The sequence below is a fragment of the Paenibacillus sp. MCAF9 genome (assembly GCF_052114265.1).
Lineage (GTDB): Bacteria > Bacillota > Bacilli > Paenibacillales > Paenibacillaceae > Pristimantibacillus.
This window is the reverse complement of the sequence record NZ_JBFREL010000010.1, coordinates 1-13,081: the sequence shown is the minus strand read 5'-3', so window position 1 is coordinate 13,081 and position 13,081 is coordinate 1. Positions and strand designations below refer to the sequence as shown.

11 protein-coding genes are annotated in these 13,081 nt (G+C 45.5%); 6 read left to right on the top strand and 5 right to left on the bottom strand.

Annotation, left to right across the window (positions count from 1 at the left end; genetic code table 11):
* The first annotated feature begins 99 nt into the window (after positions 1-99).
* The 5 genes from mgrA to AB4Z45_RS17430 all read left to right on the top strand — a co-directional run bounded on the left by mgrA (position 100) and on the right by AB4Z45_RS17430 (position 9,287).
* Positions 100-1,095, top strand: a complete 996-nt coding sequence (mgrA, locus tag AB4Z45_RS17450; RefSeq protein WP_441910519.1) for an L-glyceraldehyde 3-phosphate reductase — start codon at positions 100-102, stop codon at positions 1,093-1,095.
* A 167-nt stretch (positions 1,096-1,262) separates the two neighbouring features.
* Positions 1,263-5,111, top strand: a complete 3,849-nt coding sequence (locus AB4Z45_RS17445) for a response regulator (protein ID WP_441910635.1) — start codon at positions 1,263-1,265, stop codon at positions 5,109-5,111.
* Positions 5,112-5,213: 102 nt separating this feature from the next.
* Positions 5,214-5,942, top strand: coding sequence for a response regulator transcription factor (locus AB4Z45_RS17440; protein WP_076268413.1), 729 nt, complete (start codon positions 5,214-5,216; stop codon positions 5,940-5,942).
* Between the two features lie 230 nt (positions 5,943-6,172).
* Entirely contained in the window at positions 6,173-7,486 is a 1,314-nt protein-coding gene (locus AB4Z45_RS17435; protein WP_441910518.1) for a putative bifunctional diguanylate cyclase/phosphodiesterase, read from the top strand.
* A gap of 1 nt (position 7,487) precedes the next feature.
* On the top strand, positions 7,488-9,287 hold the full coding sequence (locus AB4Z45_RS17430) for a methyl-accepting chemotaxis protein (protein WP_441910517.1): 1,800 nt from the start codon (positions 7,488-7,490) through the stop codon (positions 9,285-9,287).
* 128 nt (positions 9,288-9,415) lie between these two features.
* On the opposite strand, the gene AB4Z45_RS17425 is transcribed toward AB4Z45_RS17430, so the two are convergent.
* The 4 genes from AB4Z45_RS17425 to AB4Z45_RS17410 all read right to left on the bottom strand — a co-directional run bounded on the left by AB4Z45_RS17425 (position 9,416) and on the right by AB4Z45_RS17410 (position 12,316).
* Entirely contained in the window at positions 9,416-9,634 is a 219-nt protein-coding gene (locus AB4Z45_RS17425) for a hypothetical protein (RefSeq protein WP_076268411.1), read from the bottom strand.
* Between the two features lie 189 nt (positions 9,635-9,823).
* A complete protein-coding gene (locus AB4Z45_RS17420; protein WP_441910516.1) occupies positions 9,824-10,504 on the bottom strand; it encodes a TraX family protein in 681 nt (226 codons plus the stop codon).
* Between the two features lie 114 nt (positions 10,505-10,618).
* Positions 10,619-11,515 carry a manganese catalase family protein gene (locus AB4Z45_RS17415; RefSeq protein ID WP_076268410.1) on the bottom strand — a complete coding sequence of 299 codons (897 nt, stop codon included), beginning with the start codon at positions 11,513-11,515 and terminating at the stop codon, positions 10,619-10,621.
* A gap of 126 nt (positions 11,516-11,641) precedes the next feature.
* Positions 11,642-12,316 carry a hypothetical protein gene (locus AB4Z45_RS17410; RefSeq protein WP_441910515.1) on the bottom strand — a complete coding sequence of 225 codons (675 nt, stop codon included), beginning with the start codon at positions 12,314-12,316 and terminating at the stop codon, positions 11,642-11,644.
* Positions 12,317-12,480: 164 nt separating this feature from the next.
* Here AB4Z45_RS17410 and AB4Z45_RS17405 point away from each other — a divergent pair, with 164 nt between their 5' ends.
* Positions 12,481-12,894: a hypothetical protein gene (locus tag AB4Z45_RS17405; protein ID WP_441910514.1), complete on the top strand. Its 414-nt coding sequence runs from the start codon at positions 12,481-12,483 to the stop codon at positions 12,892-12,894.
* A gap of 82 nt (positions 12,895-12,976) precedes the next feature.
* Here the strand turns inward: AB4Z45_RS17405 and AB4Z45_RS17400 are convergent, their stop codons facing one another.
* Positions 12,977-13,069, bottom strand: coding sequence for an IS3 family transposase (locus tag AB4Z45_RS17400; RefSeq protein ID WP_441880815.1), 93 nt, complete (start codon positions 13,067-13,069; stop codon positions 12,977-12,979).
* Positions 13,070-13,081 lie beyond the last annotated feature (12 nt).

Genomic DNA, 13,081 nt, shown 5'->3' with positions numbered 1-13,081 from the left:
AATTGGCAAGCTGCAGTTGTACAATATACGGGAAGCAGCTTGTTGTTGATTAATAAGCACAATAAGCGATTCCAATAACGGTTTGGGGGAATATTGAACATGACTTATTTAGCGGCTAATAATCGGTATGAGAGCATGAAGTATAACCGTGTCGGACGAAGCGGCTTAAAGCTGCCGGCAATTTCCTTAGGATTGTGGCATAATTTCGGCGGCATTGACCGTCATGAGAATGGGCGTGCCATGGTACGCCGCGCATTTGATTTAGGCATTACGCACTTCGATCTTGCGAATAACTATGGACCGCCTGCGGGCTCAGCGGAAGAAATGTTTGGCCAAATCCTAAAACAAGATTTTGCAGCATATCGAGATGAGCTTATTATATCAACCAAAGCTGGCTACTATATGTGGGAAGGCCCTTATGGCGAATGGGGCTCGCGCAAATATTTGATTTCCAGCTTGGATCAGAGCTTGAAGCGGATGAACCTTGATTATGTCGATATTTTTTATCACCATCGTCCAGATCCGGATACGCCGCTTGAAGAAACGATGGGGGCTCTTGATCATATTGTGCGCCAAGGAAAAGCGCTGTATGTCGGCGTTTCGAATTACAATCCAGAGCAAACAGCTAAAGCGGCCGCTATTCTGAAGGATCTAGGTACGCCTTTCCTTATTCATCAGCCATCCTATTCGATGTTCAATCGCTGGATCGAGAACGGCTTGCAGGATGTATTGGATGAAGAAGGCATTGGCTCGATCGTATTTTCTCCGCTTGCTGGAGGCTTGCTGACGAATCGTTATTTGAACGGTGTTCCTGCCGATTCACGCGCTGGAGGACCAAGTGTGTTTCTGAAGGCGGATCATATTACAGACAGCACATTGAATAAAATTAAGCAGTTGAATGAGATTGCACAGCATCGCGGACAATCGCTTGCCCAAATGTCTCTTGCTTGGGTACTCCGAGGCGGAAGAGTAACTTCGGCTTTGATCGGAGCAAGCCGTGTTGAACAAATTGATGATAATGTTGCAGCACTACGCCGTCTTGATTTCAGCGACGAGGAGCTTAGCCGTATTGAATCGGTGCTTGCAGCCGAATAGCTTAGTATAAATGATAATGAGACGCTAGAGCAGCTAGCCGCAGTGTTGCGGCATGCAGATTCTAGCGTTTTTTTATTATCCAAATAATAGTTGAAAGAGATATAATAGTGTCAAAGTCAGGCAGATTTGGCTCATGCGTAGCGAAAGGTGGAAGTGGTTTGAAAAAAATGTCGTTGCGTACAAAAGGTTTGATCCTGATTGTTCTCATTTCTTTTTTCCCGCTGTTAATTGCCGGAATAGGCAACTATTCTGCGGTCAAGGATGCAATGCTTAAATCCGAAATCGAGAAAACAAGCAGTATGCAAAACAAACGTGCAAACGAATTGGCGTCATGGATGGCTATCCGCAAGGCGGAGGTTATTGTGATGAGCCGAACAGAGGTTGTCCGTTTTGGCACAGATGAGGAGCGTCTTCATTATTTTGGACGCGAGCTCGTTCGCGGGGGCTTTATCTATCACTCGATTGGGTATATTGATGAATCGGGCATAAGCCTGCGTACCGATGGTATTAGAAGAGATATGAGCATGGAGTCATTTTTTCAGGAGTCGATTACAGGCAAAGTGGTCATTACGGACCCATTTAAGCCTTCTTTTTCTGATGCTACGCAATCATTTATTGTTGTACCTGTATATGGAGCTACGAATGAACTCAAAGGAGTTGTGTATGCCTCTATTGTCATGGCGACACTCCGGCCATTCATTGAATTTACAGGAGATCAAACAATTTTACGCTTATTCAATGATGAAGGCGGCATCATCTATAGCTCTGATAACCAAGAGATCATTAGCAAGGGCTTATTTCATGAGCAGTCTTCCTTGTCTCCGATTGCGGAGAAGATGCTTGGCTCCTATGAGGGTGTTTCGGAAATCAATATAGCGGGAAGGTCGTACGCGGTTTTTCATACGAAGGTGAGTGAAACGCCATGGCGTTTTGCATTGCAAGAGCCAATGTCCAAGCTGGAAGAAGAGGTAAAGCCGATCTTTTGGCGTATTTTCACGACGATTGCCGTCTCAGAAGTGATTATTGTAATCTTTTTCTTTCTCTACTTCGAACGTATTGTGAAGCGGTTAGAACGTATTTTGGGCGTTACGGAGCAGGCTGCAGCGGGGAGCTTCGAGGCTGAGCATCTTGAAGCTGAGCCGTATGACGAGATCGGTCAGCTTGGTCATTCTGTGAACGGCATGATGGAGCATTTGCAAGAAATGTTCGATCGCCTTGAGGCAATCATTAATCAGAATCAATATGCATTTATCGTGCTTGACGATCAGTATAAGGTCACTTATTTGAATAAAACAGCAGAAGAGATGCTGGGCTATAAGACTTCGGAGCTGGCTGGAAGCGCTACACCGCTGTTGTTCATGGATCTAGATGAGGTTCGCTTGGAAGCTGAGAAGCTTACCGAACAGCTTGGCAGAACGATTCAGCCTGGTCTTGAGGTATTCAAGGAGCTCCGCAGCGCCAGCTTCTCCTATGAGAGGGAATGGACCTTTATTCATAAAAACGGAACAAGAATTCCAACGCTGCACAGCTCGAATGGTTTGCGTGACCGCAATGGACGATTCTCTGGAGTTGTAGGCATGGTGCTCGATATTTCCGACCGCAAGCATGTAGAGAAGGCACGCAACCGTTTGCTTGACATCGTAGAATCAGCCAAGGATTTAATAGCCTCAGTCAGCTCACGCGGCAAACTCGTTTATATGAATGGGGCAGGCAGAGAAATGCTGGGCTTGCAAAGCAAAGCGGATGAGGTGCATATGGTAGAGGAATATTCTCAACCAGAAATGTATTCGGAGCTTGTGAGGGGAGCAGCGCTCGCCAAAGAGTTTGGTTACTGGGAAAGCGACGCGCAGCTGATGAAGCGAAATGGCGAGCCGCTGTACGTATCCATGGTCATCGTTCCGCATAAGGATGAAGACACGGGCGAATTGTTTTTCTCCTGCATAGCAAGAGATATTTCGGAGCAGAAGATGGTGCAGGAGAAGCTTGTTCGGGCCACACTCGAAGCGGAGGAAGCGAATCAAGCGAAAAGCCGATTCCTGGCACTCATGAGCCATGAGATACGCACGCCGCTTAATGGCATTATCGGCTTGACGCAATTAATGCGCAAGACAGGACTGTCTTCGTCACAGAAGGATTATATGGACAAGATGAATACATCCTCAGAGACGCTGCTGCGAATTATTAATGATATTTTGGATTTCTCCAAAATTGAAGCAGGCAAGGTCGACATCGAACGTCAGCCGTTCCAGCCTGAGGAGCTGATGCACCGGATCACCGATCAATTAAGCGTATTTATGGGCGGTAAAGAGCAGTTTGAATTTATTATTGATACGCCAGAGGAATTGCCGCAAACGATAATTGGCGATGCGCTGCGTCTTGAGCAGGTGCTGCTCAATTTGTGCATGAATGCGATCAAATTTACGAATAGAGGAAAAGTAAGGCTAAAGCTGGAGATAGTGGAGCAGACCGATAAAGGGGTAAACGTGAAGTTTACCATCTCGGATACAGGGATTGGGATGAGCGAGGCGCAGGTCCAGAAGCTCTTTAAACCGTTTACGCAAGCGGATGGATCAACAACACGGAAGTTTGGTGGAACGGGGCTTGGACTTGTCATATCCAAATCATTTGTTGAATTAATGGGAGGCAATMTGAAGGTTACCAGCAAAGCGCTTGTTGGAAGCGAGTTTTACTTTACGCTGCCATTCACTATTATTCATAAGTATACAGAACCGCGTTTGCAGGTTCATAAGGATTTATTGGAGCAGCCCGTGTGGATCGTAGAGGATGATGACGAGATGCGGGAGCACTGGAGCGATATTGTCGAATCGTTTGGCTTGACACCTATTCCATTTCATTCTTGGAAAATGGCTAGAGATCGCCTGCGCCGCATTGGAGCTGGCGCACTGCCGAAGCTTATCGTACTGGATATGGAGATGCCGGATATGTACGGTGCAGAAACCTGGCTTGAATTCCATCGTGATGCGGAACTAGCCGGTGTGAAAACCATTGCTATGACGACCTCTTATGGACGCGACGAAATGATGCAGCTTCCTACTGAGCAAAGACCGGTCACATTGTTAATTAAGCCTATCATGAGGACGGCTATGCTTCGTGCAATTGAAAGTGTTCTCGATCATAAAGGTACGGATGGGAAGGAACAAGAAATCGAGTCAGTAGCCACGATTCAACAAAATGTGACAAATACGCGGATTTTGTTAGCAGAGGACAATAAAATTAATCAGCTGGTTGCAATCGAAATTTTGAAGGAGCGGGGCTACGAGGTCGGCTTAGCTGAGAATGGCGAAGAAGTGCTGATTAAGCTGGGTGAAGAGCGCTGGGATCTTATATTAATGGATATTCATATGCCGGTAATGGATGGATCGGAAGCGGTTCGCATCATTCGCAAACAAGCCAAATATGATCATATTCCGATTATTGCCGTGACGGCAAACGTGCTTCGCAATGATCACGAGCGTTATTTGAAGCTGGGGATGAACGATGTGGTAACGAAGCCTATTTCCTCCGAGCGAATTCATAATGTCATTTCCTATTGGTTGAAGGAAATCAGCGGTTCGACTATTCAGCCGGTCGTCAAATCTGGGCTAAATGATCGTACACGTACATTAGAACCAGCAAATATAGATAGTTTGCCGTCTATTGACGGCATGGACGTTGAAAGCGCACTGGCAAGAGTGAATGGAAAACTGCCGATCTTGCTGCATATGATGGAGCAATTTATGCTTGATTACGATTCATTTGCAGACCAGCTGCGAATGATGATTAAGCAATCGGAGCTAACAATTGTCAAACGAATGGCTCACACACTTAAGGGGGCTGCCGGTTATTTATCCGCCTACGAATTGTTAGAGGCGGCTTGTGAGGTTGAGCGAATCGTGAAGCTGCCGGAGCTAGAATCAGACAATTTGCAAAAAGCTATTATTCAGTTAGAGGTGACGTTAAAGCGGCTTTTGGATGGGCTTCGGAAAGCGAAAGATGTATTCGACAATAAAACCTAACAAATTTCTAACAACTTGTTGTTCCTTTAATAACGTTAAGGTATAGTAGAGATACAAAAAATATTCGACAGAAATCTTCAATCCTCAAAAAGGGTGACGACAATGTATAAGGTTTTAGTTATTGAAGATGACGTCATGATGAGTGATATGCTGTCTATGTATTTATCCGAGGAAGGCTATTCTGTCATGCAAGCTTATAGAGCGGATGATGGATTAAGACTCGCATCAGAGTTTAATCCGGACTTGGTGCTGCTTGATTTAATCTTGCCCGATCTGGACGGAATGGAAGTGTGTGCGCTAATTAGAAAGCGCTCTAACGTACCGATTATGATTCTATCCATGAAGAGTGAAGTGTCAGAAAGAGTTCAGGCTTTAAAAGCTGGAGCGGATGATTACATGTGCAAACCATTCAGCATGCACGAAATGACAGCTAGGGTAGAGGCGTTAATTCGTCGATCGAATACGATGCAGACAGAGACAGCGCAGCAGGTTTCAGCAGCAGTGGAAGCGACCGAAGAGGGGGAGCTCATTCAGCTTGATTTTGAGAGACGCCTATTGCTGGTTCGCGGGAAGTTAGTTGAAACAACCTTCTCGGAATATGAGCTGATGAAATTATTTCTTGCACATCCGGGCAAGGTGTTTAGCAGGGAAGAACTTATAAATACGATCCGCGGCTTTGATTCCTTCGTAACAGACCGTGCCATAGACGTACATATCGTCAACCTTCGCAAGAAGATTGAACAGAACCCGAAGGAACCGCGGCTCATTCGAACGGTTTGGGGATTCGGCTATAAGTATACCGCTCAGCATACGAGCAAGAATCAAAGCTGAATAAGCTATTATGTAAGAAGAATCACTCTATAACATGGAGTGATTCTTTTTTTTGCCCATTTGCCAGCAATACTATCAATATTCGCCGCCATTCTCCTAATTGTAAGGTTGTTAGAACGGGTATTAAATTATCTAACAATGTTCTAAATATTGCTCATTAATTTTTCTAATAGTTGTATGACAAAATGAGTGTATATAACTGAAATGGAAAAGGATGGTGGTCGAACAACATGGATGCGTTGACCGGTTTGCCTTGTCGCAAGGAGGCTTTTGCACAGCTGGAATTGGCCGTAAATGTCGTACGTGCAGCAGGCAAGCGGATGGTGGTGGCGTTGGTGGATTTGGATAAATTTTATCGCTTAAATGAAACCAAAGGAACAGAATTTGGCAACCATGTACTCCTCATGATGGGGCAGCGTCTGGCTGAAGCTAGAAAGGCTGCTACAACGGTGAGTAGAGTTGGTGGAAACAGATTTATGGTAGCTATGCCTGTAGAACATGATGAATGTCAAAGCATGCAAGCTGTGGAGGCTATCAAAAACGCGATTGAACGTCCCATCGAGATTGACGGAGGTGAGCTATATTTGACCTCGAGTATTGGGGCAACGTTGTACCCGAAGGATGGACGAACAAGCGAACAGCTTATATGCCGAGCGGAGTCGGCCCTATACCAATCAAAAGAGCAGGGCGGCAATCGAGCAAGATTTTATAATTTGGAAGATACTAATAAGCTTAACCGACGCATCGCTATCGAAGCGGCATTAAGACCGGCATTATATTTACAGCAATTTCACCTCAGCTATCAACCAATCTATCGCATGGAGGACGGCAAGCTTAAAGGATTTGAAGCGCTGCTGCGCTGGCAGCATCCTGAGCTTGGCGATATTTCACCTACAGAATTTATACCTATAGCTGAGCATAGCGGTCTCATTGTACCTATTGGAGAATGGGTGCTTAGAGAATCGTGCAAAACGCTCGCGAACATGAGCAAATATGGTTTAAATAGTCTTAACATGTCCATTAATATATCTTCTCTTCAGCTGCAAGATTCGACCTTTTCACAAACGGTGCTGCATGTGTTAAAGGAGTATGAGCTTGCGCCCTCCTCATTTGAGCTTGAAATAACGGAAAGCGGTATGCTTCATACTTCAACTACAGCCATATCTACACTTAGCCGGCTTCGAGCAGCTGGCGTTCGAATCATATTAGACGATTTTGGAACAGGCTTCTCTTCCCTCACCAACTTGAATCAATTGCCGATTCATTGCCTTAAGATCGATAAGTCATTCATTAGAAACATTGATCTGCAAAGCGCGGATCGCATTATCGTTGAAGGCATCATTAATCTCGTTCATAAGCTTGGTCTTGAAGTGATTGCCAAGGGTGTAGAGTACAAGGAACAATACGAATTATTAGGAGAATGGGGTTGCAATTATGTACAGGGATTCCTTCTGGGCAAACCACAGGAACCTGACGTGCTTGATATATCCATGATACGACGTTCGGAATACACAGCAAAGAAGATGACTAAAGGAGAACTGTAAAGTGAGTCTATTGAACAAGCTAAAAAATCTTCGATCGATCAAACCTACGATTCGTATAAAGCTAATGGCGTTATGCTTGTCGCTTCTTTTAATTCCTAGCATTCTAGTTAGTACTTTAAGTTACAATACTGCTGTTAGCGAACTGGACAAGGGCGGCGAAAAGCTGCTTCAAAATAGCGTTAAAAGCACCATTGGTTTAATTGCATTGCTCGACACACAGGTGAAAGCAGGAGCGATTGACCGCGCCAAAGCAGAGGAGTTCGTCAAAGTCACTATGCTTGGGCCAAAGAATGAGGCAGGCAAACGGCCTATCAATAAAAGCATTGATCTCGGCGAAAATGGTTATGTTTTTGCATTAGACAAAGACTCACTCACGATTGCCCATCCCACGATGGAGGGCAGCAGTCTTGCTGGACTTAAGTACAGCGATGGAGAACCAGTGCTCGATTCTGAATGGGGTCTCCCTGTTTCGGATGCCTTCATGAAGAAAGCGGAGTCGGGTGGCGGTTTTGTTTATTATACTTGGGCGCTTCCGGGTACAGAGAATGAACTGGCGTCGAAAATTACTTACCTAGAGAAGGACCCTCACTGGGGCTGGATTATTGCCGCGGGTACATATATGCAGGATTTTAATAAGGGTGCTGAACAGATTGTGACGGTGACAATCGTTACCTTATTAATTACGATAGCGGTCGGTATGGCAGCAACAATACTGTTTACGATCCGCATGACACGGCCAATCAAGCAGGTTTCTGCGCTTTCGATGGAGGTTGCAAAAGGTAATCTTCAAATAGATCCAATTATTTGCCATTACCGAGATGAGACAGGTGTACTTGCTGTAAGTTTTAATGAAATGGTAATGCAGCTTAAAACGCTTGTGTACGAGGTGGGGAGCAGCGTGGATCAGGTAGCTGCTTCCTCGGAGGAGCTTATGGCTAGCGGAGAACAAACCAGCCATGCAAGCGAGCATATCGCATATACGATTCAGAAGGTAGCAGATGGGGCAGAGAAGCAATCGGCTAGTGCTGAGCAGAGCTTTCAGGTTATACATGAAATGTCGGCAAGCGTTCAGCAAATTGCTGTCAGCACGGAGCAAGCGTCACATGCAGCCAAAAAAACTTCCCGCCAGGCAACAGAAGGAAACGAGACGCTGCAGCAGGCAGTTGTTCAAATGGAATCGATACAGCTATCCTTTAATAGTTTGGCTGCAGCCGTACAAGGACTTGGGAATCGATCCACTGAAATCGTTAGAATGGTGCAGGTTATATCAGACATTTCTGCTCAGACGAATCTGCTTGCACTGAACGCTTCTATAGAAGCGGCCAGAGCGGGCGAGCATGGCAAAGGCTTTGCGGTTGTAGCTGGCGAGGTTCGCAAGCTGGCAGAGCAAACGAAGGAATCAAGCGATCATATTACGAAGATTGTTATGGCTGTTGGCACGGAGACGGAACGTGTGGTGCTGGCGATGAATGATGCGGGCACTGTCGTATCCGGCGGCATCCAAGCAGTTGAAGGAGCAGGCCGCATATTTGGCTTTATACGGGACGAGGTTATGCAGGTTGCTGAGCAAATTGATGAGGTTTCACAAGCAGCAAATGGCATTGCAGCAGGTACGGAGCAAGTGATGCTGACCATTAAAGAGGTCGTTGATATCGCGGTTGAAGGAGCTTCTGGTACGCAATCTGTAGCTGCAGCGGCGCAGCAGCAGACGGCCTCGATGGAAGAAATTGCAGCGGCATCAGCTATGCTTGCCAATATGGCAGAGCATTTGCAGAAGGAAATTATGAAATTTAAGGTTTAGCTTAAAGGAGAATGAATAATGCCCTAGCAGCGATATGCTGTTGGGGCTTTTTTTAGGCGAATGGGATTGATAAAAACACAAAAAGACCTGACGGGCACTTTGCCTGCAGGTCTTTCTTTACGAGTTATCTAACATACTTCAAGGTAGAGCTTTGTGCCGTCGTTATACTGAAAAATAGCGACATCACGCACCATTTCAACAGATTTGATTCTTCTCCACTTTTTGCGGAAGTCAAAATCGAGTTCTAGTTCGTACAATTTATGATGAAGCAGATCTATGGATGCGGATTGTTCATTAGGGTAATAGACTGGGACAGAACGACTTTTAAAGGTAACGATTTTCATCATTTCCTATAACACCTCCGATCAATTTCCTCCATTCTAACGTAAATATTTTAGCCCCTTATGAATATGTGGTCAGAATTTTGTTTACTTTATTTACACTTTTCTAACATGTTCGACAATTACTGCACATGCTTAAGAGGTGTCGCAGCTGCAATCTCATGTATGAAAGCCATAGAAAAACTGGCGGAATGATCAACTGAATGATAGCTTGCGAAATATTTCCTTAAAGCTTTCGCTGCTGGTTGCATAATAAATGATTGCGATGAGCGTCAAATGAAGCGGATAAAAGCTGCGCCAAACGAAGCGCGGTACTTTGATGGTTTCGAGGCTGCGCATGAAATCAGGCACATAGACCATAAGAATAGTAGCAAATATGCTAAAAGGCTGTATGAACCATTCCTTTATAAAGATGCTTACCACTTCCAAGGAGAAGTGAAACACAACAAAGGATTGATTATGAGCATAACGATAAATGAGTACGAGCAGTGCAGCATATGCGCCATAGCTGAAGGGCATAAACTCGAGAAGTCCAGCGAGTGAAAGGCAAAGCAGAACTTGAAGAAGCGGCTTGCCATTCCATTTGTCTAGAAGGCGCAGAAGCAGCAGGCAGACGAATAAAGTGCCTACCGTATTGACTTCAAGCCGGTAAAAGGCAAATTGATAAGGCAGCTGCGATAAAAGCGCGATCCATGCTACCCGTTTCAGATAACGATCCAAATTGCTCGTTCGGTAATAACCGAGGACAATCGCGAGCGCATAGAAGGGGAGTGCCAGCCGTCCAATGATTCTCCAAACGACGTTCTCAGGGAACCATAACAGACCAATATGATCAATAAGCATAGTAAGCATAGCCAAAACTTGAATCGCAATCACCTTCGTTCCCTCGCCTTTTGTTTAGTATAGCATAGGAAAACGAGGGAATAGGAGCAGGAAGACCTCCAAGCCGCTTTGCGCGCATGAGGAGGTCTTCCTTGAATCATGACATGGTTATAGTCCGGCGTTTTTCTGCAGCCGACGGGCAATTTCAATAAAATCCTCTTGCGAGATGCCTGGAGCAAACTCTTCTGGAAGCTCGCTCAAATCAGGCATAGGTGCGCCTTGCGGTGCGCCCTGAATGACCTCAAGCTCAGCGCCGGTAAGCGGATTTTGTCCATTCCAAATGAGGACAATATCCTTGTAGTCGTTCTGGCTAAATGTATACAGCTTGTTGCCAAGCCCCATTGCTTCGTATTTCCGAGCCGTTTCGAAGCTGTTGTTGCTAAGGTCGGGAATAGGGATAAGCTTCTTCACATCAACACCCGTTGCGATTTCGAGCGCTTTGGCATAGGCAAGCACATGGACGCCGCCGCGAACGAGCAAATATCCGATCATCGCCCTTGCTGTAGGATGATCCGTCATCTCAAATACTCGCATTTTATGCGTTCGTGCTCCGCACTCCAAGAAGAAATTATGCAGCAAATCAAGCACGAGATTGCCGCTGCTAAATACATTATCGCCAGTCCATGCGCGTCCCATCGAATCACCTGGCAGCGAGGTTTGACCGGTTTGTATAAAAAAATAGCTGTTGCGCTTATTTATGCCTTCCTTTAGTGGGGCAGAATTAGGATCACCGGGACTTGTTGTCCCTGTTAACACCATATTAATAGCTGTCGAAACAAGCTCCACATGGCCAAATTCCTCTGCTGTTATGCTGGATACGAGGTCGTAGAACGGTTTAAGCTTCTTTTTCTCACGGAAATTAAAGGACTGATACATATAGTTGTTTAAGGTGGACATTTCACCAAATTTTCCTCCAAGCAGCTCCTGCACCGCTGCCGCGGCGTTCGCATCCGCGTAAGGTGATGGCGGGAGTTCTATCTGAAGCCGATTTATCCGTTCAATCATGAGTCTACTCCCCTCATTTCATCGACGTTTCATTCTATGCATATGTATGACAGCTTTCGCAGTCATAGACCGTCGATGTCAAAAGGGACATGCTTTTGTCGAATGAATCCAAGCCAAACTTGATACTTAGAGCAGTGTGATGACAAGAAGCTCATACAGAACGAGTGGCAGCACCGCATTGTACGGGTTCATGAAAGCGCGCGGGTCTCGCATCGTACATTGCAAATAAAGAATGCAGTGATCGATATGCATAAGCTTACCTTCAAATACATGTCCATCGATGGTCTGGACGCAAACGTATTTATGCATATGACCGCCGCACATGTTCATAATCCTATCGCGTACCTCCATCACCATTGCCGTGTGCTGCGCTTCGGCTTCATAGATCACTGGAGCGGGTTTCTCCATGCCTGCCATGTTGCTCATATTGGGCATGCCGCCCATACTGCCGACGTTCGGCATACTGCCCATGTTGCTCATATTGGGCATGCCGCTCATACTGCCGACGTTTGGCATATTGCCCATGTTGCTCATATTGCCCATGTTGCTCATATTGGACATGCTGCCCATATTGCCTGCTTTCGGCATACTGCCCATGTTGCTCATATTGGGCATGCCGCTCATACTGCCGACGTTTGGCATATTGCCCATGTTGCTCATATTGGAGGACATGCTTCCCATATTCCCCGTATTCGGCATACTGCTCATGGTGTTCATGTTAGGCATGCTGCCCATGTTGCCGGGGGTTGGCACATTGCCCATATTGCCAATATTGCCCATGCTCATCATATTTTCTGCCAAGCCAAAGACCTCCATTCGTATGGTATGTCATATAGGTATGCAGGAAGCGAGCGGGTCATACAAAAATGGAAGGTTAAATTCAACATATGGAGGGCGATACCCGTCCATGCAAATCTCTTAAATTTACATAGAATAGAGTATGTTCGATAGGGAGGTGGAATAATATGTCTGCTAAATCAATACTGAAAGTTAGCAATGTGAAAGCTGCTCGCAAAACAAAAAGCCGAGCTCGTATTTCTTCTGAAAGCATAAGCCCAGTGGAGCAAAAAAGCTGCGGCCGCAGAGAAGACCCGGCAGTTGAAGCGATGCAAGAAGCAGGAGCTGAGCTAAGTGATATTTTTAAACAGCTGAAAGATGAGCGCACTGCTGCCAAACTTGTGAGAGCGATACGATGTCGTGATGCAAGAGCCGTTCAAAGCTTGATTGATTGCCATTGCCGTGTAGTTAGCTTCTTCTGCACGCGTGACAAGGACTGTGTAAGAATTTTCTGTGCGTTCGGAAGAAATCAAGATGTAACCGTCTCATTTGATATTTGCGTCAAAAGAGAAGTAGATGAATGCCGTCGTCAATTCTGGTAATTTCAATTTAATAAGAAGGGCTGTCAATAATTTTATGTTGAACTGCACCCCGTCAAGTAGACAATACAAATAATAAAACCTGTTAAACGGCCTTAGTCCTAAACTCCATTGGACTGAGGCCGTTTAGTTTTGCCTGTAATCGTTCGTTGTTGTAAAAGTGGATGTAGGCTTCAATGTCCCGTTCAAG